The organism is Hamadaea flava, assembly GCF_024172085.1.
GTDB lineage: Bacteria > Actinomycetota > Actinomycetes > Mycobacteriales > Micromonosporaceae > Hamadaea > Hamadaea flava.
The window spans coordinates 8,271,636-8,292,705 of sequence record NZ_JAMZDZ010000001.1; the positions used below are offsets into that span (position 1 = coordinate 8,271,636).

Consider the following 21,070-nt stretch of genomic DNA (forward strand, 5'->3'; position numbering starts at 1 on the left):
TCCTCCCGTCGTCAGGAGGAATTCGTCGCCCGGCGTACGCCGGATGGGACTGCCACCTGAGTGCTAGTCGGGCCGAAACAGCGCGCGTACGCCGACCAACCGCACCGGGCGCCGACGCTCGAACCGATCCAGGGCCGTCATCGCCGCCTCGACGATCGCCGCCTCGCCGGCCGGCTGCTCGGACAGGGTCCGCCCATGCGTCTCGGTGAGGAACGGGGCGTAGCGCACCTTCACCACGACCTGCTTGACGTCTCGGCCGTCGGCGAGTGCTGCTCGTCCGACGTCGGCCGCCATGCGGGCGACCTCGTCGCGTACGTCGGCCCAGTCGGTGAGATCTTCCTGAAAGGTGTGTTCCTGACCGGCCGACCGCGACACCCAGACCTCGCCGGTCACCGGCGAATCGTCGCCGCCGTTGGCCAACCGCCACAGCCACGGCGCGGTGGCCGGCCCGAAGGCCACGGTCAGCTCGGCGGGGTTCGTCGCGGCCAACTCGCGTACCGTGTGGACGCCAAGCTCCGCGAGCTTCCGAGCCGTCTTCGGGCCGATGCCCCACAGCACGTCCGTGCCCCGATCGCCGAGCACCCCGAACCAGTTCGCGGCGGTCAGCCGGAACACGCCGTGCGGCTTGCCGAAGCCGGTCGCGATCTTCGCCTGCAGCTTCGTCTGGCCGATGCCGATGCTGCAGTCCAGCCTGGTCGTCAGGCGTACGCGGCGCTGAATCTCGCGCGCGAACACCTCCGGGTCGGGTACTCGCCGGAGGGCCTCGTGGCTCAGGAACGCCTCATCCCAGCCCAGCGGCTCGACCACCGCGCCGGAGCCGCGCAGGGTCGCGAACACCGAAGCGGAGGCCACCTCGTACGCCTGCCGGTCAACCGGCAGGAAGACGGCGTCAGGGCAACGGCGCGCGGCGGTCCGCAGCGGTTGACCGGAATGTACGCCGAAAGCCCGAGCCTCGTAGGAGGCGGTGCTGACGACACCCCGCTTGGTCGGGTCTCCGTCCCCACCGACGACCAGCGGGCGCCCACGCAGTTCGGGCCGCCGAAGGAGTTCGACGGCGGCGATGAACTGGTCCATGTCGAGATGCAGGACCCACCCGGCCATACAGCCATTGTTCCCACTTGATCCGGCGGACACTTCGCGAATCGCGTGACGAGCGTGAACCCCGAACGGGGTGACCGTCTCCCGGGATCACGCGATCAGTCGCGTACGTAGTAGTGGCCGTTGGTGTCGTCATAGCGGCCGCCGGCCCGGCAGCACCGGCGGAAACCGCCGCCCGGAACCACACGGACAGGGGTCCTTGCCGCCGAGCTTCTCGACCAGCTCGGTGTCGTGCCCGACGACGCGTACACCCCGCTTGACCTGGGTTTCGCTAGAGGGTACCCCCGGCGGCGTTTGCTGGTCGGCTCAAAAGGACGGCTCGACGTTCTCATACTGGCGCATGGCGACCTCCCAAGATCTCGGCTGAGCTACGCACGATATGGCTTGCGGTGACGCCGAAGCCACCCGATTTCCAGGGCGCTCCGCCGACCTATTGAAGCTCCACGACAGCCCGGACGACGCCGAACGCCGTCAGGACGGCACCCACGAGGACGACGATCGCGCCGGAGAATCTCGTCGGTCCGGCGTCGCCGCGCCGATCGGCGAGTGAGCGCGCCCGCACAAGAATGATCCCGCCACAGACCAACGCGAGTACGCCGACCACGATGGGGCCTAGATTCTGTCGCGCCCCGTCAGCGAAGTATCCGACGCTCATCATTGCACTCCACGGCAATCCATGGCCGGAAGCCTAGAGCCTTGACCGGCAAGATCATGTGCCCGTGGTCACATGATCACGACGGCGGCTGATGAGACCTGGCAGCCCGATCGTGAACCCAGCCAGATCAAGGTTCTGGGTCGAATCATGGCGCAAGATTCGACCAGAACCCTGATCCAGCCCGAAAGGACGAGCGGGGAGGGGGAAGCGGGAGAGGGTCAGGAGGTGGGTTCACCTGAAGGGGCGGTGAGGCTCACCCCGAGTCCGACGGGCGTACCGAAATTCGGCGTCCCGTCGGCGTTCCACGAGATCTTCTGCGCCCGTGTCGACCGGTTCAGGTCGCAGTTGCCGGCGGACGAAGTGGTGGCGTGGTAGACGATCCAGTCTTCGGTGCCGTCGGGGGATTTGAAGAACCCGTTGTGGCCTGGTCCGTACACTCCGGCGGCGTTGTTGCGGGTGAAGATCGGGTTCGCGGACTTGACCCAGGACGACGAGTTGAGCGGGTCGCCTCCGTTCCAGGTGAGCAGGCCCAGTTTGTAGTCCGGGGTGGAGCAGTGGCTCGCGGAGTAGACGATGAACGTCTTGCCGCCGTGCTGGATGACTTCGGCGCCTTCGTTGACCGCGCCGCCGACCGTCTCCCAGCTGTAGGTGGGTGTGGACAGCAGTCGCCGTGTTCCGGCCGCGGTCCACGGGTTGCTCAGCTGGCGGATGAACATCGGCTGGGAACCGTTGTAGTAGGTGCCCAGCAGGTAGAGGTTGCCGTTGAGCTGCAGGATGCTCGGGTCCAGCTCCCAGGTGTTGTCCGAGGTCGGGTCGAGCAGGTCGGCCTTGAAGGCGTACGGGCCCATCGGGTCGAGGCCGGAGCTCTCCAAGACGTGGATGCGCTGGGTGCCGAGGTTGTAGGGCTCTACTCCGGCGACGTAATACAGGTACCAGCGCTGCCCGTTCGGGCCGTTGAGCAGATGGAACTCCGGCGCCCACATGGTGCCCGCGCCGTTGGGGTTGGTCAGGTTGAAGATCACCTGGTCGGTCGCGCTGGCCAGGCCGCGCAGCGTGGTCGCCTTGCGCATCGTGATGGTGCGGTTCCACGTGGTCGTGGCCAGGTAGTAGTAGCCGTTGTAATAGGTCAGCCAAGGGTCCGGGCCCTGCGCCTTCAGCGGATTCGTGAACGTGCCCGGTGTCGGCGTGGTGCCGCCGTTGAATCCGGGCAGTCGCCAGACCCGGCTGGTGGCGGTGCTACACGGCAGCTGCACCAGTCCGGTGTTCGACGCGGAGGAGCCGCCGTTCGGGACGATGCACTTGCCGGAGCTGGCCGAGACGACGTTGAACGTCTTGTCGGTGCCGCTGACGGTCACGGCGGTCAGCCGCCACTGCTGATTGGTACCGCCGTGGCAGCTCCACTGGATGATGGTGGCGTTGTCGGCGGTGGAGGCCCCGTAGACGTCGACGCACTTGCCGGCGTTGAGGGTGTTGATGGTGTAGAGATCCGTGGAGCCGGACACCGGGGTGAACGTGAAGGTCTGGTTCGTGCCGGAGTTGCAGCCGTACTGCAGCAGCTGCACTCCGTTGGTGGCGGAGCCGTTGGGCAGGTCCACGCAGTTGCCGCCGTTCTGATTCACGGCGGTGCTGCTGAACGTGACGATCGCCTGGGCGGGCGTCGGGAATCCGAGACTCGCCAGCACCATCAGCGGTACGGCGAGCAGGGACAGGCGGCGGGGACTTCGCATCGGTCCACATCCTTCGGCGGGTAGGCGGAAGCTGACAAGCCTCGCGGTGAAGGCCTCCAGAACCGGCTGCCTACCCGGACACCGCTGTGGTTGTCCCACTATATCAGTACATCAACTGATATCGAAATACTGCGGGGAGATCGTCGGGAGCCGACGATCAACACGTTAAACGGCCCACGAATGTCGGCTACCGACGATCATGGAGGTCGGAACCGCCACGAACGTCGGAGGCCGACGATCATGGGGGCGGAACCGCCATGAACGTCGGCAGCCGACGATCATGGCGGGGGGTTAGGTGGGGCGGCGGGCGGCGATGAGCCGCTGGAGCAGGATGAACACGAACAGCAGGATGCCGATGACCATCTTGGTCCACCACGACGAGAGGGTTCCCTCGAAGGTGATGATGGTCTGGATCAGGCCCAGCGCCAGTACGCCGAGCGCGGTGCCCCAGACGTAACCGGTGCCGCCGGTGAGCAGCGTACCGCCGATGACGACGGCGGCGATCACGGTCAGCTCCATGCCGATGGCGTGCAGGCTGTTGCCTGACGGCAGGTAGAAGGTGAACAGGACGCCGCCCAGCGCCGAGCACAGGCCGCTGATCGTGTAGACGGCGATGCGCGTACGCCCGACGGGTAGCCCCATGAGCAGCGCGGACTGCGGGTTGCCGCCGACAGCGTACGCGTCGCGCCCGAGTTTGGTGAACGCCAGCACGAGCGCTGCGATCACGACGACCGCGACGGCGATGAGCACGCTCCAGGTCACTTTCAGCGACCCGAATTTGAGCGACCTGCCCATGTAGGTCCAGAAGGGATCGTTGATCGGGATGGAGGAGGTGCTGATGGCGTAGCAGATGCCGCGGGCGAGGAACATCCCGGCGAGGGTGACGATGAACGGCTGGATCTCGAAGAAGTGGATGATGCAGCCCATGCCGAAGCCGAGTGCGGCGCCGACCGCCAGCCCGGCGAGGATCACCAGCGGCACCGGCCAGTGTGCCTGTTCCAGCAGCACCGCGGTCAGCATCGTCGTCAGGGCGACGACGGAGCCGACCGACAGGTCGATGCCGCCGGTCAGGATCACGAAGGTCATGCCGACCGCGACCACGAGGATGAACGCGTTGTCGATGAAGACGTTCAGGATTATCTGCGGGTCGTTGAAGCCGATGTAGCGCAGCGAGCCCAGCCCGTACATCAGGGCCAGCAGGCCCAGCGTCGCGAGCACCGGGATGTGCCGCTCCTGCGGCCGCCATCGCTGTCGGACGGGCACGGTGGTCATGCGGGCACCTCGATCTTGGCGGGCTCGGACGGCGTCGCCGGGGTGGATCGCGGGCGCCGCCCGAAGACCTTGGCCCGGAACGCGGGGGACTGGATCAGGCACACGATCGTCACGACGACCGCCTTGAACAGCATCGTCGTCTCCGGCGGGATGCCGACGGTGTAGACGGTCGTCGACAGCGCCTGGATGATGAGCGCGCCGAGGACGGTGCCGCCGAGCGAGAACCGCCCGCCGCCGAGCGACGTCCCGCCGATCACGACGGCCAGGATCGCGTCCAGCTCGTACCACAGGCCCGCGTTGTTGCCGTCGGCGCTGTGCACGTTCGAGCTGATCATCAGGCCCGCGATGCCCGCGCATAGGCCGCAGAACAGGTAGACCATGACCATGATCCCGCGGGCCCGGATGCCCGCGAGCCGGCTGGCCTCCGCGTTGCCTCCGGTCGCTTCGATGAGTACGCCCAACGCAGTGCGCCGGGCCAGGACAGCGGTGACGGCGATCATGACGACGGCCACGAGCACGGAGAAGGGGAGCGTCGCGAGGTATCCGCCGCCGATCAGCTCGTAGGGGTCGCTGTTGACGGTGATGATCTGCCCGTCGGTGATGAGCTGGGCGATGCCCCGGCCGCCGACCATGAGGATGAGCGTGGCGATGATGGGCTGGATGCCGATCCCGGCGACGAGGAAGCCGTTCCACAGGCCGAGCACCAGTGACAACGCCAGGGCCAGCCCGACGGCGACCAGTACGCCGCCGACCGAGTTCTGGTCGCCCTGGTCGCTGATCACCAGGCAGGCGAGCGCGCCGCTGATGGCGATGGTCGAGCCGACCGACAGGTCGATGCCCCGGGTGGCGATGACGACGGTCATCCCGAGGGACACGACGACCAGCGGCGCGCCCAGTCGCAGGATGTCGATCAGGCTGCCGTAGAGGTGGCCTGCGCGTACCTCGATGTGCAGGAAGTTGGGCGTGAACGCGACATTGCCCAGCACGAGGACGGCGAGTACCAGGGCCGGCCAGAACAGGCGGTGGGTCGCGGCGGTGCGGGCCGCCGTGGCTAGACGAGTCATGCTGCAGCTCCTGGTGAGACATCCGCTCCGTGCGCGATCGTCTGCAGGACGCGATCGGCGTCGAGGTCGTCGGTGTTGGCCAGCTGGGCGACGAGTTTGCGGTCCCGCAGTACGCCGACCTTGTGGCTCAGCCGCAGCACCTCTTCGAGTTCGGCCGAGATGAATAGCACCGCGAGGCCGTCGCGGGACAGTCCGGCGACCAGCTTCTGGATCTCGGCCTTGGCACCGACGTCGATGCCCCGGGTCGGCTCGTCGAGGATGAGCAGTTTCGGTTCGGTGATGAGCCAGCGGGCCAGCAGCACCTTCTGCTGATTGCCGCCGGACAGGTTGCGCACCGGCAGGTCCGGGTCGGAGGGACGGATCTGCAACGCCGAGATGTATTTGGCGACCAGTTCGTCCTGCGTGCGTCGCGGAATCGGGCGCGTCCATCCGCGTACCGCTTGAAGTGCGAGGACGATGTTCTCCCGGACCGTGAGCTCCTCGACGAGGCCCTCGGTGCGGCGGTTCTCGGAGCAGAACGCGATGGCGTGGGCCATCGCGGCGCGGGGGCTGCGCAGGGTGACCGGCGTGCCGTTGAGCTGGAGCCGGCCGTGGTCGGCGCGATCGGCGCCGAACAGCAGCCGCGCGACCTCGGTACGCCCGGAGCCGAGCAGGCCGGCCAGGCCGACCACCTCGCCGGGGTGGATGGTGAGGTCGAACGGTGCGATGGAGCCTTTGCGGCCCAGCTCCACCGTCTCGACCAGGGGGAAGCCGGACTCCAGCGCGGACAGTTCCGGCCGGGGCTGGTCTTCGAGCTGTTCCAGGGTGGTCAGCTCCTTGCCGATCATCGCGGTCACGAGGTCCACATGCGACAGCTCGGCGGTCGGGTACTCGCCGACGAGGCGGCCGTTGCGCAGCACCGTGATCCGGTCGGCGATCTCGTAGACCTGATCGAGGAAGTGCGTGACGAACAGGATCGCGACGCCTTCGTCCTTCAGCTCGCGCATCACCGCGAACAGCTGCTGGACCTCGGTCGTGTCGAGGCTGGAGGTGGGCTCGTCGAGGATGAGCACCTTGGCCTCGATGTCGATCGCGCGGGCGATCGCGACCATCTGCTGGACGGCCAACGAATAGGTGCCCAGCGCGACGGTCACGTCGATGTCGAGCCGCAGCCGCTGGAGCAGGTCGCGGGAGCGCCGCCGGATCGCCGTCCAGTCGATGCGGCCGAACTTTCGAGGCTGGCGGCCGATGAAGATGTTCTCGGCGACCGAGAGGTTGGCGCAGAGGTTGATCTCCTGGTAGACCGGGCTGACCCCGGCCTGCTGGGCCTGCAGCGGACTGCCGAACCGCACCGGACGCCCGGCGAGCGCGATGTCACCGGAGTCGATGCTGTACGCCCCGGTGAGCACCTTGATCAAGGTGGACTTGCCGGCGCCGTTCTCGCCCATGAGGGCGTGCACCTCACCGGGGAACAGCCGGAAGTCGACCCCGTCGAGCGCGCGTACGCCGGGGAACTGCTTGCTGATCCCGGTCATGGTGAGGACCGGTTGGCTCATGGCCGCTACTCCCAATCTCCGCCTACGCGGGCGGGGCGTCGCCACCCCGCCCGCGCTCGGGCCTAGTACTTGCGCTCCGGCAGGGCGGCCTTGGCCTGCTCCTGCGTGAAGGTGGTCTCGTTGGTGACGATGCGCTTCTCGACGCTCTCACCGTTCTTGACCTTCTTGACCAGCTCCATCAGCTGCGGGCCGAGCAGCGGGCTGCACTCCGCGATGAAGTTGATCTTTCCGTCGGCCAGCGCCTGCATGCCGTCGTGGACCGCGTCGATCGTGATGATCTTGATGTCGATGCCCGGCTTCTTGCCGGCCGCCTCGATCGCCTCGATCGCGCCCAGGCCCATGTCGTCGTTGTGCGCGAAGAGCACGTCGATGTCCTGGTGCGCCTTCAGGAAGGCCTCCATGACCTCCTTGCCCTTGGCCCGGGTGAAGTCACCGGTCTGCGACGCCACGACCTTGAACTTGGAGTCCTTGGCGATGATGTCGCCGAAGCCCTTCTTGCGGTCGTTGGCCGGCGCGGAACCGGTGGTGCCCTGCAGCTCGACGATGTTCACCGGGTCGGTCTTGCCCTCGTACTGCTTGACCAGCCACTCGCCGGCGAGGTTGCCCTCCTTGATGAAGTCCGAGCCCAGGAAGGTCTGGTAGAGCGAGGTGTCGGGCGAGTCGATCGCGCGGTCCGTGAGGATGACCGGGATCTTCGCCTCCTTCGCCTCGTTGAGCACCGCGTCCCAGCCCGACTCGACCACCGGCGAGAAGGCGATGACGTCGACCTTCTGGGCGATGAACGAGCGGATCGCCTGGATCTGGTTCTCCTGCTTCTGCTGGGCGTCGGAGAACTTCAGGTCGATGCCGGCGGCGGCCGCCGCTTCCTGGACCGACTTCGTGTTCGCCGTACGCCATCCGCTTTCGGCGCCCACCTGAGAGAAGCCGAGGGTGAGCTTGCCGTCGTCGCTGCTGCCGCCCGGCTCCTTCTTCGAGCAGGCGGCCAGCCCCGCAACCGCGATCACGGCGGCTAGCAGGACGGTTGTAGACTTCCTTAACACTGTTCACTCTCCTTCAAGGCTGGACCCGGTCGGCAAACCGGGCCGCCGAAAATGGGCTGACGCTTTGTCCCTTGTGGAGCTGTGTGCGGTGGTACGCGGCCGGCGGGTTCAGCGCCGGCCGCTTTCTGTTCTCGCCGCTCTGCTCAGCGGCGCGTCTTCGGCGGGATGGGGCGGTGAGCCGGTGGTCCGGGCCGCCGGAACGGTCAGGTGGGCGTCGACTCCCACGCCGACCGCCGTCCCCTCCGGCGGCCCGGGCCACACGGCGGCTGAACGCTGCCGGAACAGCGGTCCTCGATGTTAGCGCTCTCATTCATCGGGGCGAGTCTCCTGCGTCGGGCCGGTCACTGGGGAATCAGCGCAGGTCGCGCGTACTGTCGCGGACCTGCAGCGTGGGGGTGAGCAGGATCTGCCCGTGCGGGCGATCGCCGGTGGCGAGTTCCACCAGCAGTTGCATGCTGCGCCGGCCGACCTCGCCGAAGTCCTGCTGGACTGTGGTGAGCGGCGGGATCATGAACGGCGCTTCCGGAATGTCGTCGAAACCGACCACGCTGACGTCGTCGGGAACCCCGCGACCCGCTTCGTGCAGGGCGCGCAGCAGGCCGAGTGCCATGTGGTCGTTGGCGCAGAAGACCGCGGTCACCGACGGATCGGCGGCCAATCGCCGGCCGGCTTCGTACCCCGACCGGGAGCTCCAGTCGCCGTCGAGCGCCTCGGGTGCGGGCGCACCGGCTTCGGCCAGCGCCTCCCGCCAGCCCGCCTGGCGTTCGCGCGCCTCAGGCCAGCCGGCCGGACCGGCGATGTGATGCACGGTCGCGTGCCCCAGCGAGAGCAGATGCCGGGTCGCCGTCGCCGCCCCGGCGGTGTTGTCGACGCCGACCATCGGCACCCCGGAGGTGTGTCCGATGCCGACCCCGACCAGCGAGATGCCCGCCGGAACCGCGTCGAGCGCCTCGGCCGCCGAATCCTTCGGCACGATCGCGACGATGCCCTCGACGGTCTGCTCGCGCAGCCGGTTGATGGCGTCGAGCACCGCCCGCCGGCCGAGCGCGCTGATGCTGGCGATGCTGACGAAGTAGCCCGCCGCCCGCGCCGCCTGCTCGATGCCGTAGACCATCGAGGCCGGGCCGAACAGCGTGCTGTCGAAGGTGACGATGCCCAACGTGTTGGAACGCTTGGTCACCAGGGTCCGGGCGGCCGAGTTGGGCTGGTAGTCCAGCTGCCGCATCGCCTCGAGCACCCGCTCGCGGGTCTCGGGACGCACCTTGGTGTGGTCGTTGAGCACCCGGGAGACGGTCTGGTGGGACACCCCCGCCAGCCGCGCCACATCCGTCATCACCGCGGAACGCGGCTGACCGGAACGGGCGCGAGTCATGACATACCCCTCGGGTGAACGACGTGTTGCGGGGGTGTTGCGCAGATAGTGTTAACGCTCACATCGGCTGGCGTCAACCCAAGTCGATCTTCCGTTACCGTCCCGTTCCCCGCTTGGTCCACTCCGGTGGTGTCCGAAATGGGTAGATGACCAGACTGTCATCGGCTCACCTGCGAAAAGTTCGCCTGATCTTGGTGTTGACGTCAACCTCCGTTGCCACCGGAGGGCCAGATTGCCGAGACATGGGACTTGGACACCACCACCATCACCACGATCACTCGCACGACTTCGCGGTCAGCGGGTCGGACCTGCCGGCTGCGCTCGACCTGAGCGTGCCGGACACCGAACTGTCGCCGTCGGACAACTCGCGGCGTACGTTCCTGCGCGGGGCGGGTCTGCTCGGCGCGGGCGCCGCCGTCGGCGGCCTCATCGGCGCGCCGGCCTTCGCCGGTGACAAGCACGAGACGTCGGCCGAGGCGTACAACCAGCACGAGGGCGAGGCGGGCGACCTCGTCTGGCTGGCCGGCGACCATCACATCCACACCCAGCACAGCTCGGACGGACAGTACCGGGTCATCGACCACGTCAAGCACGCGCACGCGTACGGGCTGGGCTGGATGGTCATCACCGACCACGGCAGCGTCGCCCACGCGAAGATCGGCGTCGAGAAGGTCAACCCGGACATCCGCGCCGCCCGTGAGGAGATCGACGACATCCTCGTGTTCCAGGGTCTGGAGTGGAACATTCCGGCCGCCGAGCACGGCACGGTCTTCGTGCACCCCGGCCAGAACGAGGTCGCCGTCCTCAAGGAGTTCGAGAACGCCTTCGACGGCGTGGTCACCAACACCACCGGGTCGACCTCGGCCAACGAGGCCGTCGCCATCGCGGGGCTGAACTTCCTCAACGACGCGGTCACCAAGAAGCGCGTACAGGACGCGATGTTCTTCGCCAACCACCCAGCGCGCAAGGGCATCGACTCGCCGCACGAGATCCGGGGCTGGCGCGACGCCGCGCCGCGCATCGCGCTGGGCTTCGAGGGCGCGCCGGGCCACCAGGCCGCGGGCATCCCGTCGCCGCTCGGCCCGGGCTCGGGCCGGGGCTACTACGACAACTCGCCGTCGTCGGCGTCGTTCGCCGGCTACCCGCTGGAGAGCTACCGGACCTGGGGCGGGTTCGACTGGATGACCTCGACCGTCGGCGGCCTGTGGGACAGCCTGCTGGCCGAGGGCAAGCCGTGGTGGATCACGGCGAACTCCGACTCGCACTCGGTCTACGGCGACACCTCGGTCAACGGCGGCGGCGACTTCACCGCCAACGGCCGGTACAACGACGCGGTCTATTCCAGCCCGGCGATCCTCACCAACGGCGACTTCTGGCCCGGCTACTACAGCCGTACGCACGTCGGCGCGACCCGTCCGTCGTACGCCGCGGTCATGGCGGGGCTGCGGGCCGGTCGGGTCTGGGTGGACCACGGCGGCCTGATCGACGGCATCGACGTCCGCGTCGGCACGGCGACCCTCGGCGGCACGTACGCCGTGCGTACCGGCCGGGACGTCCAGGTGAAGATCAAGATCAAGCTGGCGAGCAGCTCGAACTGGGCGCAGTTCGTGCCGAAGCTGGCCCGGGTCGACCTCATCGCGGGCGAGGTCACCGGACCGTCCGTCGACAAGGACGTCTTCAACACCCCGAAGACGAAGGTCGTCAAGTCGTTCGACGTCTCGTCGTCGACCGGCACGGTCACCCTGACCTACACCTTCCCCGACGTCGAGAAGGCGTTCTACCTGCGGCTTCGTGGCACCGACGGGAAGCGTACGGCGGTCGGCCTCAACGGGACCACCGTGGACCCGGTCGGTCCGGCGATGGACGTCGTCGGGTCCGCCGACCCGTGGCAGGACCTCTGGTTCTACACGAACCCGATCTTCGTCCTCCCGCTGGGCCGATGATCTCGGGCCTCGACCTGGGGCACGCGAGCGTCGTGGAGGCCGAGCACTGGCTGCGGGAGACCGCGGCCGGGCTCGGCCTCGCCGACCTCGTCGCCTGCACCCACCTCGTCCACGGCGACCAGCCCCGCGTCGCCGTCTCGTTGTCGGCCGCCGGTTCCTGGCCGGACCCGGTCGACGCCGAGGTCGCCGCCCGGGTGGCCGCGCTGCACGAGTCCGGTCACGGCGGCCGGGCCGTCCGCTATCCCGGGGTGGACGATTTGGTGGGGACGCTGCCGGTCGCGGAGTTGCTGGCGATCAGCGCGATTCAGGAGGTACGCGTACTGGGCGCGCCGTCGCCGGAACCCGATCCGCAGACGCTGATCGACACCCGCGACTTCGTCCGCCCCCAGTACGCCGACGGCCGCCTGGTGCTGATGGCGATGCCGGCCCCGGGCGGGCGGATCGCGCCGTTCGAGGTGCCGAATCCGACGCCCTGCTGCGCGTTCCACTGATCCCCGGACGGTTGCCGAGTCGGCGTCGTGATCGAGCAGGTGCCGCGCGACGTGATCCTCGACCTGCGCTGGTCGGTGCCGGCCGCGGAGATTCCCCGGTGCAACGGCCGGACCGGAGCACGGACGTTCTAGGAGCGCCACGGCTTCGTCGCGCGGGACCGGAGTTCGTGCGGGCGTCGGGCCAGCACTACCTGTTCGTCCGCGACCTTGCGGCGGATCCGCTCAGTCGGTGAGGGTCAGCGCGGGCTGCGGGGCGCGTTCCGGCTCTCCCGGATCGCCGGCGGAGTCAGGAAGAACCGGTCATGCGGCCTGGTCGTGGATGCCGGCGAGGACGGTGTCGAGCATCCGGTCGAATTCGGCCGCCGATCCGAAGTCGGCGAACCTCGGAGCGAGTGCCGCCAGTGTCGGATGGGCGGCGGCGTCGAAGTCGGGCACCGGGCTCGGCCCGTCCGGTCCGGCGCTGGTGCGGGCGAGCAGGTGGCCGTTGAGGAAGCCGAACAGCACCGCCGGGGCGTCGGCGACGGCTTGATCGGGCAGTCCTGATCGGCGCATCGCGGCGACCAGCCGCTCCAGCGTCGTCAACGCCACCGGCGAGAGCTGGGCGCGCGTCGCCAGCAGTGGGAACACCCGCGGATGCCGGTACGCCACGTCCCGGTAGCCGTGCGCGATCCGCCGGGCGACGGCCTGCCAGTTCCCGGACGGGTCACCGGCGTCGGCGGTCGCCTCGGCGAGCACGGCTTCGGACACCGCGTCCAGCAGCGCCGCCTTGCCTTTGATGTGGTGGTAGATCGACATCGGATCGACGCCGAGGTCGTCGGCCAGCCGCCGCACGCTGAACCGGTCCAGGCCGTCCCGGTCGACCAGGGCGACGGCGGCGGCCGCGATGTGCTCGCGGTCGAGTCCCGCCGAGGTGCCGCGTGTGCGGTTGGCCACGTCTCACTCCTCCGATTGCCAAACCTACGCCGTAGAATATAGCGTGGCCGAGGAAACCTACGGCGTAGATTTGGAGGAAGTCATGCAGCACAAGCGATGGGCCGTCCGAGCCATGTACGCGGGACTGGGCCTGACCGTCCTCGCGACGGCGATCCCGTACGCCACGAAGGATCTGCTGGCCGACCACATCCGGGCCGGCTATCCGGCGTACGCCCCAGCGCAGGTGAACACGGCGGTCAGTACGTACCTGATCCTGGTGTCCGTGATCGGGGCGCTCGGCGTACTGGCCTGGATCGGGACGGCCTGGGCGGTCCGGGCGGGCAAGCGATGGGCGCGTCCCGCCGCGACGGTGGTGTTCGTGCTCGGCCTGACGATCGGGCTGACCGCGTTGCTCACAAAGGACACCTCGGGCGACACCGGGCTGCCGGCCACGCTCGGCCTGCTCGGGATGGTGCCGACGCTGGCCGGGCTCGTCGCGGTCGGTCTGCTGTGGAGCCGGAGTTCCGGCCCGACCGCGACGCTCAGCGATCCGCGGTAGCCAGCGCGAGATCGCGAACGGGCTCGACGACCGCGCGAGCGGATTCCGGCGTACGCAGTGTGCGGATGCGTCGGGCGAACATCGGCACCGCCGACGCGGCCAGCCCGGCGGCGCCGATCGCCACGCCCCAGCGTGCGCCGACCAGCTGCCCGAGCACTCCGGCGAGCGCCGACCCGACCGGCAGGACGCCGAACGTGATCAGCCGGTAGCCGCCGTTGGTCCGGGCGATTGTCCCGTGTGGAGCGACGATCTGGCGCAGGGTCACCGACAGCACGTTGGCGCTGCCGAGCCCCACGCCGGAGATGAGTTCGACGGCGGCGAGTGCTGCGGCGAACGGCGTACCCGTGCCCGGGAGGACGGCGATGAGCAGGGGAGCGCCGGTCGACAGGACGAGCGAGAGGGCGAACGCGCGGCCGTAGCCGAACCGGGCGGCCAGGCGCAGCGCCAGCATCGTGCCGGCGAACGCGCCGACCCCGGCCGCGCTGATGGCCAGCCCGTACGCGCCGGCGCTGAGCCCGCGGTCGGTCACCGCGAAGATGACGAGGTTGACCACGAGAATCTGGGCCGCGCCGTTGTAGATGGCGGCGTGCGCGGTCAGCGCCCGCAGGAACGGGTTCGCGCCCAGTTGGCGAAGGCCGTCGAAGACGCTGGTAGCGGGGGTCGGCTCGGGGTCGGGCTCGGGCTGCTTCGCGGCCGCCACCCCGTACGCGCTGGCCAGATAACTGATCGCGTCGAGGAGCATGGCGAACGGGGCGCCGACGATCTGCACGAGGAGTCCGGCCAGGCCGGGCCCGGCGACCTGGGCGGCGGTGGTCGAGCCCTGCATCGCCCGGTTCGCCTTGGGCAGGTACGCCTGCGGCACCAGCGTCGGCAGGTACGCGAAGCCGCCGATGTCGAAGACGACGCTGGCCGCCCCGACGACGAGGGCTATGCCGACGAGGAACGGCACGGACAGCCAGCCCAGGGCGTACGAGATGGGAATGAGCAGGAGCGCCGCGAACCGCACGAGGTCGGCGGTGATCATGGCGCGACGGCGCTTGCGGGTCTGGAGCCAATGCCCGGCGAGCAGGGGGAGCACGACGTTGGGCAGGTACGCGGCGGTGGCCACGGCGGAGACGCCGGCCGCGCCCGCGCCGAGGGTGAGGGCCGCGATGAGCGGCAGGGCGACGGCGGAGACGTGGCTGCCGACGACCGAGACGGTGTGCCCGGCCCAGAACCGCCGGAAGTCCGTTACTACTTGAGGGGATGCATCTGGTAACACGTTACCGATACTAGGGGGATAGCTGGTAACATGGCAAGCGTGATTCAGCCGGGCGACCGAGCGCCCGCGCCGCCGGGGTTGGCGCTGGTGCAGGACTTGATCAACACCGTGGACCTGGAGATGGACCGGGACGCGCTGCGCACCGTGGACGGACTGGCGGAGTTCTGTGCCGACCACGACGTGCCGCTGTCCGGCCTGGCCGAGTCCGACCTGCGCGCGGTGCTGGAGCTACGCGAGGCGCTGCGCGACGTCTGTCAGGCGCACGCGGGCGTGGACGTGCCGGCGGCCACCTTGTCTAGATTGGACAAACAGCTCGCCCAGGCTCACCTGGTCCTCGCGATCGACGACTCCGGCGCGGCCCTCGTACGCCCAGCCGCCGGGCTGACCGGCGCGGTCGGCCTGACCGCTCACATCGCGTCGTCCATCGCCGGCGCGGTCGCCGACGACACGTGGCGACGGCTCAAGGCGTGCGCCGCCGACACCTGCCGGTGGGCCTACTACGACCACAGCCCGGCTGGTCGCAGCCGGTGGTGCACGATGAGCATCTGCGGCGCCCGCAACAAGATGCGCCGCCTGCGGTCCCGCGCTTCCGCGCCCGCGGGATGAGTCCGCTCGGGTGCTCGGCAGCGGATTCCGACGTGACCGGCGTCAGGGCTGTTCGGCGAGCAGCCGGGTCAGCGAGAGCCGGAAGTGATGGCTGCTCGTCGCGCCCTCGACGATGACGACCCAGCTGTCCAGGCCGTGCTCGAAGATCCGGCGGCCACGGTCCGACCACGGATGCCTGGGCTTGTAGGTCCGAGCCAGCTGCAGGGCGCCGGCGACGGCCGCCTCCCGCTCGAGGCCGAGATCGAAGAGGTTGGTCAGCTTCCAGTTGGCGTACTGGCCCTTGCCGCCGGTGCTCTCCTCCAGCAGCGCGAAGTACCTGCCGACCTCCATCAGGACACCGCCTCGAGGACGGCCAGTGTGACCCGGAAGTGGTAGGCGCCCGACCCGCCGTCGACCACGACGATCCAGGTGTCCTCACCCTGCCGGAACACCTGCCGCCCCTGCTCCTGCCCCGGGTGCACCGGCCGATGCGTGGCCGCCGTCTCGGCCGCCACCTCCAGCGCGACGGCACGATCCGGACCCAGCGCCCGGGTCTTCGTCGGCCGCCACGCGGCGGAGTTGCCACCGCCCGCGAGTTCCTCGACGATCGCGTACCAGTTGCCCGGGGTCCCATGCATGCGACCGATGATCGCATCGACCCGCAAGTCAGTCGATCAGTGCCGTCGCGACGGCCCGGGCGAACGCGTCCACGTTGTCGATCATGATGTTGTGGCCGCAATCCGGAATCGGCACCACACCGATGCCCGCTGCTGTCAGCCGGTCGGCGTCCGGACGTGGTCCGTCGCTTTCCGGATACAGCAGGGTCCGCGGGATGGTCACCGACTCCAGGTGTTCCCGTGCGGTCGGATCGCCGCCGAGCAAGGCGTTCATCGCGGTCCGGTAGAGCGCACGCGGTTCGGCCAACCGCATGGTGGCGGCCCAGTGCGGGCCCACGTGCACCATCGTCTCCGTCCAGCCGTGGTCGAGGAACTCCGCCTCGGTCCGGTAGACGCCGATGCCTGAGCTGCCCGGCCGCTTGACCGTCGGCAGGCTCTCCGCCGGGTCCAAGACCGGATCGATCAGCACCAGACGGCGTACCAGCTGAGGATGGCGGGCCGCGAGCACGCAGGCGACCGCGCCGCCCAGGCTGTGCGCCACCACGTCGGCCCGGCCCGCCGCCGCCTGCTCCAGCGCGCGGGCCAGCAGGTCCGCGTGCATTTCCAAGGTGTACGCCTGATCGGCGGGCCGATCGCTGATGCCGAAGCCGAGCAGGTCGATCAGCAGCGAGCGATGACCGGCCAGGGCCGGGTGGGCGACCGCCTCGGCGTAGTAGGGCGCGGAACTGGCGCCGAGGCCGTGCAGGTAGACGCGAGTCGGCTGGACGCCGGGCAGTTCGGCCCAGCGCAGCTGGGAGCCGTCGGGAAGTACGGAAGCGCTATGCATAGCCAAGAAGATATCTCGAAGCCGAGGTATCTTGGCAAGGGGGTATGATGCTGATCATGCTCGAACTGGCGATCCTGGGTTTCCTCTACGACGAGCCGTTGCACGGGTACGACCTGCGCAAGCGGGTCGGCGCGCTGACCGGGCACGTCCGCCCGATCGCCGACGGCACCCTGTATCCGCTGCTCAAGCGGATGGAAGCGGCCGGACTCCTGAGCCGTGAGCTGCAACCCGGCTCGGTGGCGGCGCCCCGGCACATGCTCTCGCTGACCCCCGCCGGGCGAAAAGCGCTGCTCGACCGGCTCCGCGAACCGGACGAGCTGTTCATCACCGACGAGAACCGGTGGTTCACCCTGCTGGCCTTCCTGCGGTTGCTGGACGACGCGGCCGCGCAGGCGGTCGTGCTGCGGCGGCGCCTGGAGTTCCTGACGCAGCCGGCGAGCTTCCTCTGGGACGGCGAACGGCCGTTGCGCGCCGCAGACTTCGACGATCCGTTCCGGCGCGGGCTGTTCACGATCGCGACGGCCACCTCGCGGACCGAACTCACCTGGCTGCGGCAGACCCTGACCGAGCTGGAACCGGCTACCTGACGGCTCGCCTTCTTCGGGGCTGCGGGCTTGTCGGCCGGCTGGGCATTTTTCGGGGCGGCTCCGCATTTGGGGCGGCTGGTCTTATCGGGGGCGGCTCCGTTTATCGGGCGGCGGCTCCGTTTATCGGGCGGCGGTGGTGAGGTCGCGGTCGGGGAGCGGTTCGGCCGTGTCCGGCGGCCGGGGCGGATACACCCATGCGACCATCACGACCGAGATGATCATCAGGAGGAACCAGGAGCCGAGCTTGCTCGGCGAGACCAGGTGCCAACCGCCGGCCTGACTCGGGTAGGACCAGGCGTGCGACCAGGTCGCGATGTTCTCGGCCAGCCAGATGAACACGGCGACGAGCCCGAACCCGACCAGCAGCGGCATCCGCAGCCGTCGGCGGAAGATCCGGAAATACATCACGCACCGCCCGAACACGACCGCCACCACGGCGGTGATCACCCAGCGCAGATCGGCGATGTAGTGGTGGCTGAAGAAGTTGACGTAGATCGCGACCGCCACCGCGACCGTCGCCCACTGCCGCGGATAGCGTACGAACCGCAGGTCGAACAGCCGGTAGACGCGGACCAGGTAGGAGCCGACGGCGGCGTACATGAAGCCGGAGAACAACGGGACGTGGCCCAGCCGCAGCACACCCGTCTCCTCGTACGCCCACGACCCGACCGCGGTCTTGAACAGCTCCATGCCGGTTCCGACGACATGGAAGAGGATGACCACTCGCAACTCGCGCAGCGTCTCCAGGCGAGCCGCGACCATGATGATCTGGATGAGCACGGCGGCGAGAGTGAGCGCGTCGTTGCGTACCAGCGGAGCGGAGTCCGGCCACCAGAGCCGGGCTGCGAAGATCACCGCCAGCATCGCCGCGCCGAAGACGCACGCCCACGCCTGCTTCGCGGTGAACGCTGCGAACTCGACCAGCCAACTGCGCCAACCGGTACGCGGAGCGCGGTCGAGCCAGCCGTGAACCCGCCGATCGAGTGCGCTTTCGGTGCTGGTCAAGGGGCTTTCGGGCACCCGACGCAGTGTACTTGCCGGCCTCTTTCGCGGTCTGCTCGCGGCCCGTTGGTGGCTTTGGCGGCGGATCAGGGATATGCATGCGATCTTGGGCGGCTGTAGCGGGCATATCCGTGATCTGCCGCCAACGCGCGCGAAGCGCCGCAGCCGGCCGAGCGCGGCGCGAAAACGCGACGGATAGGTCGGGGAGAGCTGGGCGTCTGTAGGGGTGGAGGGAGGTCGTATGGACGAGCACGAACGGTTCGCCGAGTTCGCCCGGGTGCGTACGCCCGCGCTGATTCGAGCGGCGTACCTGCTCACCGGCGATCAGCATGCCGCCGAGGATCTGGTGCAGTCGGCACTGACCAAGACGTACGCCCACTGGCGCCGGGTCCGGCACGAGGATCCGGAGGCTTATGTGCGTACGGCGATGTATCGCGAGCAGGTCAGCTGGTGGCGGCGGCGGTCACGGCAGCGGCAGGTCGCCCCGACCTGGGCACTGCCCGAGCGGCAAGCGGACCCGGCCGATCACGCCGGGTTGCGGCTGGCGATGCGGGAGGCGTTGCTGCGGCTGCCGCAGCCGCAGCGGGCGGTCGTGGTCCTGCGCTACTACGAGGACCTCTCGGAGACCCAGGTCGCCGAGATCCTGGGCTGCTCGATCGGGACCGTCCGCAGCCGAGCGAACCGGGCGGTCCAACGGTTGCGGGAGACGCTGCCGACGGCCGAACCACTTGTGGAGGTGCGGGCATGAACCAGTTCGACGACTTCCTCCGGTCCACCCTGTCCGAGATCGCCGAGGAGGCAGTTCCAGTGAATCTCACCCAGCGGGCCGTGGTCGCGGCCCGGCGTAAGCGCGCCACCACTCTCGCGGTCGCGGGGGTCGCGGTCGCCACGATTCTCATCGGTACGCCGATAGCCGTGGCCGCCGCCGGTGGCGGGCAGACGCCCGCGACGCCGTCCCCATCGCCGTCCGCACCTGTCCCCTCGCCGTCGTCGACGCTCCCGCCGACGACCGTGCCGACTCCGTCCGGCTCGGTTCCGACGGCCGAGCCGTCGCCGTCTGAATCGGGTCCGGTGGTCGTGCCGTCGCCGTCGAAGACGAAGCCGGCCAAGCAGCCGACGCCGTCCCCCTCGGCCGAGGCGCCGACGGCCTCCCCGTCGCCGTCCCGGCCGTCGAACTACCCGAGTCCGTCCCCGACGCGGTAGCGCCACCCCGCCCGCCTCCCATGCCGTTGCGCGGGGGCGGGCGGAAACGAGTATGACGTGGCGCAGGTATCGCACGCCGGGATGCCTGCGCCACGTCACGGTCGTCAGAGGCCGGTCCGTCCCAGGTACGCCAGCAGCCGCCGATGCGGCACGGCATCCGCCGCGATCGGCTGCTCCGGACCGAACGCGCCCATCCGCCGGAACGGCTCTATGTCCATGCCCCGCATCGTGGCGAGCAGCTGCGCGCACGCGTCGTCGTCGACGAGGTCGGGACGGCCGATCACCACGGCGAGGTCGGCTCCGTGCACGAGTATCTCGGTGAGATGGATCAACGCAGCGACTGGTGCGGGCATCGGCCCGAACGACAGCTGCACCGTCCTGTTCAGAGCGTCGGGCTGACACCAAGCGGCCTGGTCGAGCGCGTACGCGAGTGCGTACGCGGTCTGATGGTTGTCGCCCAGCCAGTCGTCGTGGTGATCGCCGCCGGCTGGTACGCCGGTCAGCTCGGCGGCGAAGATCCGCATCCCGCCGACGAGGTGGTTCAGCTCGAAGCGCACGTCCCAGCCGGCGCACGGGGACGGGGCGCCGAGCTGGCCGGGGGACACGCTGCGCACGATGCCGCTGGTCATGCCGAGGGCGGCGTCGATCTGGTCGATCACGGTCACGACGACTCCTAACGCAGTTATTCGCTGCGTTAAGACGCTAGTGTCGGCAGGTCACTAACGCAAGTGTGAGCTGCGTTAAGCTGAAGCCATGGTGGACAAGCCCAAACGGCCCGGCGGGCGCAGTGCCCGCGTACGCGCGGCGGTGCATCAGGCCGTCACCGAGCTGGCGGCCGAACGTGGCTATGGCGCGTTCACCATCGGCGACGTGGCGGCTCGGGCGCAGGTCGCCGATACGAGCATCTACCGCCGATGGGGCAGCCTGGAGGCACTCAGCGCCGACGTGGCGCTCGACTGGCTCACGACGTCGTCGCCGATGCCCGACACGGGCAGCCTGCGCGACGACCTCCGGGCGTACGCGGCGGGCGTCGCGCGTGACGTCAGCGGGCCGTCGGGGCTCGCCGTACTGCGGCTCGTCATCGCGTTGGCGGCGGCCGGTGAACCGGGACTCGCCGCCCGCGACCGGTTCATCGCCGAGCGGGGCGGCCAGTTGCAGCAGCTGCTGGACCGTGCGACGGCGCGCGGCGAACCAGCACCGTCCACACTAGACATCGTGGATCACGTGCTCGCGCCGTTGTACGTACGCGTCCTCTTCGGTCTCGGCCCGCTGACGCCGGAGTACGTCGACGACCTGGTAGAGCGGCTGCTGACAGCGTGAG

The 21,070-nt window shown here is 69.2% G+C and carries 23 protein-coding genes and 1 pseudogene; 8 read left to right on the top strand and 16 right to left on the bottom strand.

The window, feature by feature from the left end; translation table 11 throughout:
- Positions 1-63: 63 nt before the first annotated feature.
- The 9 genes from HDA40_RS38560 to HDA40_RS38595 form a co-directional block, all read right to left on the bottom strand.
- Complete coding sequence (locus tag HDA40_RS38560) at positions 64-1,101, bottom strand: DNA polymerase IV (protein ID WP_253763017.1); 1,038 nt, start codon at positions 1,099-1,101, stop codon at positions 64-66.
- A 129-nt stretch (positions 1,102-1,230) separates the two neighbouring features.
- Positions 1,231-1,320 (bottom strand): SEC-C metal-binding domain-containing protein, encoded by a 90-nt coding sequence (locus HDA40_RS42665; RefSeq protein ID WP_372503212.1) that lies wholly within the window; start codon positions 1,318-1,320, stop codon positions 1,231-1,233.
- 208 nt (positions 1,321-1,528) lie between these two features.
- A complete protein-coding gene (locus HDA40_RS38565) occupies positions 1,529-1,753 on the bottom strand; it encodes a hypothetical protein (RefSeq protein WP_253763018.1) in 225 nt (74 codons plus the stop codon).
- 218 nt (positions 1,754-1,971) lie between these two features.
- Positions 1,972-3,480: a family 43 glycosylhydrolase gene (locus HDA40_RS38570; RefSeq protein ID WP_253763019.1), complete on the bottom strand. Its 1,509-nt coding sequence runs from the start codon at positions 3,478-3,480 to the stop codon at positions 1,972-1,974.
- Between the two features lie 291 nt (positions 3,481-3,771).
- The gene (gene yjfF / locus HDA40_RS38575) at positions 3,772-4,752 is read right to left on the bottom strand and encodes a galactofuranose ABC transporter, permease protein YjfF (protein ID WP_253763020.1); all 981 of its coding nucleotides are present in this window, start codon (positions 4,750-4,752) and stop codon (positions 3,772-3,774) included.
- Positions 4,749-5,816 (bottom strand): ABC transporter permease, encoded by a 1,068-nt coding sequence (locus HDA40_RS38580; protein WP_253763021.1) that lies wholly within the window; start codon positions 5,814-5,816, stop codon positions 4,749-4,751. The genes yjfF and HDA40_RS38580 overlap by 4 nt, the downstream gene beginning before the upstream one ends.
- On the bottom strand, positions 5,813-7,351 hold the full coding sequence (locus HDA40_RS38585) for a sugar ABC transporter ATP-binding protein (protein WP_253763022.1): 1,539 nt from the start codon (positions 7,349-7,351) through the stop codon (positions 5,813-5,815). The genes HDA40_RS38580 and HDA40_RS38585 overlap by 4 nt, the downstream gene beginning before the upstream one ends.
- Positions 7,352-7,413: 62 nt before the next feature.
- On the bottom strand, positions 7,414-8,355 hold the full coding sequence (locus HDA40_RS38590; protein ID WP_372503213.1) for an ABC transporter substrate-binding protein: 942 nt from the start codon (positions 8,353-8,355) through the stop codon (positions 7,414-7,416).
- A 388-nt stretch (positions 8,356-8,743) separates the two neighbouring features.
- A complete protein-coding gene (locus HDA40_RS38595) occupies positions 8,744-9,763 on the bottom strand; it encodes a LacI family DNA-binding transcriptional regulator (RefSeq protein WP_253763024.1) in 1,020 nt (339 codons plus the stop codon).
- A 242-nt stretch (positions 9,764-10,005) separates the two neighbouring features.
- On the opposite strand from HDA40_RS38595, the gene HDA40_RS38600 reads away from it, so the two are divergent.
- Together HDA40_RS38600 and HDA40_RS38605 are read left to right on the top strand one after the other, a co-directional pair.
- The gene (locus HDA40_RS38600) at positions 10,006-11,706 is read left to right on the top strand and encodes a PHP domain-containing protein (protein ID WP_253763025.1); all 1,701 of its coding nucleotides are present in this window, start codon (positions 10,006-10,008) and stop codon (positions 11,704-11,706) included.
- Entirely contained in the window at positions 11,703-12,197 is a 495-nt protein-coding gene (locus HDA40_RS38605) for a hypothetical protein (protein ID WP_253763026.1), read from the top strand. The genes HDA40_RS38600 and HDA40_RS38605 overlap by 4 nt, the downstream gene beginning before the upstream one ends.
- A gap of 300 nt (positions 12,198-12,497) precedes the next feature.
- On the opposite strand, the gene HDA40_RS38610 is transcribed toward HDA40_RS38605, so the two are convergent.
- Entirely contained in the window at positions 12,498-13,130 is a 633-nt protein-coding gene (locus HDA40_RS38610) for a TetR/AcrR family transcriptional regulator (protein WP_253763027.1), read from the bottom strand.
- 82 nt (positions 13,131-13,212) lie between these two features.
- Between HDA40_RS38610 and HDA40_RS38615 the strand changes: the two genes are divergently transcribed.
- Positions 13,213-13,668 (top strand): hypothetical protein, encoded by a 456-nt coding sequence (locus HDA40_RS38615; protein ID WP_253763028.1) that lies wholly within the window; start codon positions 13,213-13,215, stop codon positions 13,666-13,668.
- Here the strand turns inward: HDA40_RS38615 and HDA40_RS38620 are convergent.
- Positions 13,652-14,929 carry an MFS transporter gene (locus HDA40_RS38620; protein WP_253763029.1) on the bottom strand — a complete coding sequence of 426 codons (1,278 nt, stop codon included), beginning with the start codon at positions 14,927-14,929 and terminating at the stop codon, positions 13,652-13,654. The genes HDA40_RS38615 and HDA40_RS38620 overlap by 17 nt on opposite strands.
- A gap of 39 nt (positions 14,930-14,968) precedes the next feature.
- Here HDA40_RS38620 and HDA40_RS38625 point away from each other — a divergent pair, with 39 nt between their 5' ends.
- A complete protein-coding gene (locus HDA40_RS38625) occupies positions 14,969-15,535 on the top strand; it encodes a CGNR zinc finger domain-containing protein (protein WP_253763030.1) in 567 nt (188 codons plus the stop codon).
- Between the two features lie 42 nt (positions 15,536-15,577).
- Here the strand turns inward: HDA40_RS38625 and HDA40_RS38630 are convergent, their stop codons facing one another.
- Genes HDA40_RS38630 through HDA40_RS38640 form a run of 3 tightly spaced genes read right to left on the bottom strand, consistent with a single transcriptional unit; the run spans position 15,578 to position 16,957 of the window.
- Positions 15,578-15,865, bottom strand: coding sequence for a hypothetical protein (locus HDA40_RS38630; RefSeq protein ID WP_253763031.1), 288 nt, complete (start codon positions 15,863-15,865; stop codon positions 15,578-15,580).
- Positions 15,865-16,152, bottom strand: coding sequence for a hypothetical protein (locus HDA40_RS38635; RefSeq protein WP_253763032.1), 288 nt, complete (start codon positions 16,150-16,152; stop codon positions 15,865-15,867). Before HDA40_RS38635 ends, HDA40_RS38630 begins: the two co-directional genes overlap by 1 nt.
- Before the next feature lie 28 nt (positions 16,153-16,180).
- Positions 16,181-16,957, bottom strand: a complete 777-nt coding sequence (locus HDA40_RS38640) for an alpha/beta fold hydrolase (protein WP_253763033.1) — start codon at positions 16,955-16,957, stop codon at positions 16,181-16,183.
- 56 nt (positions 16,958-17,013) lie between these two features.
- On the opposite strand from HDA40_RS38640, the gene HDA40_RS38645 reads away from it, so the two are divergent.
- Positions 17,014-17,544 (top strand): PadR family transcriptional regulator, encoded by a 531-nt coding sequence (locus HDA40_RS38645; protein WP_253763034.1) that lies wholly within the window; start codon positions 17,014-17,016, stop codon positions 17,542-17,544.
- Between the two features lie 156 nt (positions 17,545-17,700).
- Here HDA40_RS38645 and HDA40_RS38650 read toward each other — a convergent pair.
- Positions 17,701-18,564: pseudogene (locus tag HDA40_RS38650) on the bottom strand (DUF817 domain-containing protein); the annotation flags it as partial.
- 223 nt (positions 18,565-18,787) lie between these two features.
- Here HDA40_RS38650 and HDA40_RS38655 point away from each other — a divergent pair.
- Together HDA40_RS38655 and HDA40_RS38660 are read left to right on the top strand one after the other, a co-directional pair.
- Positions 18,788-19,294: a SigE family RNA polymerase sigma factor gene (locus HDA40_RS38655; protein ID WP_253763035.1), complete on the top strand. Its 507-nt coding sequence runs from the start codon at positions 18,788-18,790 to the stop codon at positions 19,292-19,294.
- Positions 19,291-19,749 (top strand): hypothetical protein, encoded by a 459-nt coding sequence (locus tag HDA40_RS38660; RefSeq protein ID WP_253763036.1) that lies wholly within the window; start codon positions 19,291-19,293, stop codon positions 19,747-19,749. Before HDA40_RS38655 ends, HDA40_RS38660 begins: the two co-directional genes overlap by 4 nt.
- A gap of 104 nt (positions 19,750-19,853) precedes the next feature.
- On the opposite strand, the gene HDA40_RS38665 is transcribed toward HDA40_RS38660, so the two are convergent.
- Positions 19,854-20,414: a TIGR03086 family metal-binding protein gene (locus HDA40_RS38665; RefSeq protein WP_253763037.1), complete on the bottom strand. Its 561-nt coding sequence runs from the start codon at positions 20,412-20,414 to the stop codon at positions 19,854-19,856.
- 88 nt (positions 20,415-20,502) lie between these two features.
- Between HDA40_RS38665 and HDA40_RS38670 the strand changes: the two genes are divergently transcribed.
- Positions 20,503-21,069 (top strand): TetR/AcrR family transcriptional regulator, encoded by a 567-nt coding sequence (locus HDA40_RS38670; RefSeq protein ID WP_253763038.1) that lies wholly within the window; start codon positions 20,503-20,505, stop codon positions 21,067-21,069.
- The last annotated feature ends 1 nt before the right edge of the window (position 21,070 follow it).

Excerpts from the sequence above, each read along its gene's own strand:
- HDA40_RS38630 (WP_253763031.1), bottom strand. The coding sequence starts at position 15,865 with ATGGAGGTCGGCAGGTACTTCGCGCTGCTGGAGGAGAGCACCGGCGGC.
- yjfF (WP_253763020.1), bottom strand. The coding sequence starts at position 4,752 with ATGACCACCGTGCCCGTCCGACAGCGATGGCGGCCGCAGGAGCGGCAC.
- HDA40_RS38670 (WP_253763038.1), top strand. The coding sequence starts at position 20,503 with ATGGTGGACAAGCCCAAACGGCCCGGCGGGCGCAGTGCCCGCGTACGC.
- HDA40_RS38570 (WP_253763019.1), bottom strand. The coding sequence starts at position 3,480 with ATGCGAAGTCCCCGCCGCCTGTCCCTGCTCGCCGTACCGCTGATGGTG.
- HDA40_RS38615 (WP_253763028.1), top strand. The coding sequence starts at position 13,213 with ATGCAGCACAAGCGATGGGCCGTCCGAGCCATGTACGCGGGACTGGGC.
- HDA40_RS38645 (WP_253763034.1), top strand. The coding sequence starts at position 17,014 with ATGCTCGAACTGGCGATCCTGGGTTTCCTCTACGACGAGCCGTTGCAC.
- HDA40_RS38600 (WP_253763025.1), top strand. The coding sequence starts at position 10,006 with ATGGGACTTGGACACCACCACCATCACCACGATCACTCGCACGACTTC.
- HDA40_RS38565 (WP_253763018.1), bottom strand. The coding sequence starts at position 1,753 with ATGAGCGTCGGATACTTCGCTGACGGGGCGCGACAGAATCTAGGCCCC.
- HDA40_RS38640 (WP_253763033.1), bottom strand. The coding sequence starts at position 16,957 with ATGCATAGCGCTTCCGTACTTCCCGACGGCTCCCAGCTGCGCTGGGCC.
- HDA40_RS38635 (WP_253763032.1), bottom strand. The coding sequence starts at position 16,152 with ATGCATGGGACCCCGGGCAACTGGTACGCGATCGTCGAGGAACTCGCG.
- HDA40_RS38585 (WP_253763022.1), bottom strand. The coding sequence starts at position 7,351 with ATGAGCCAACCGGTCCTCACCATGACCGGGATCAGCAAGCAGTTCCCC.
- HDA40_RS38605 (WP_253763026.1), top strand. The coding sequence starts at position 11,703 with ATGATCTCGGGCCTCGACCTGGGGCACGCGAGCGTCGTGGAGGCCGAG.
- HDA40_RS38580 (WP_253763021.1), bottom strand. The coding sequence starts at position 5,816 with ATGACTCGTCTAGCCACGGCGGCCCGCACCGCCGCGACCCACCGCCTG.
- HDA40_RS38655 (WP_253763035.1), top strand. The coding sequence starts at position 18,788 with ATGGACGAGCACGAACGGTTCGCCGAGTTCGCCCGGGTGCGTACGCCC.
- HDA40_RS38560 (WP_253763017.1), bottom strand. The coding sequence starts at position 1,101 with ATGGCCGGGTGGGTCCTGCATCTCGACATGGACCAGTTCATCGCCGCC.
- HDA40_RS38595 (WP_253763024.1), bottom strand. The coding sequence starts at position 9,763 with ATGACTCGCGCCCGTTCCGGTCAGCCGCGTTCCGCGGTGATGACGGAT.
- HDA40_RS38660 (WP_253763036.1), top strand. The coding sequence starts at position 19,291 with ATGAACCAGTTCGACGACTTCCTCCGGTCCACCCTGTCCGAGATCGCC.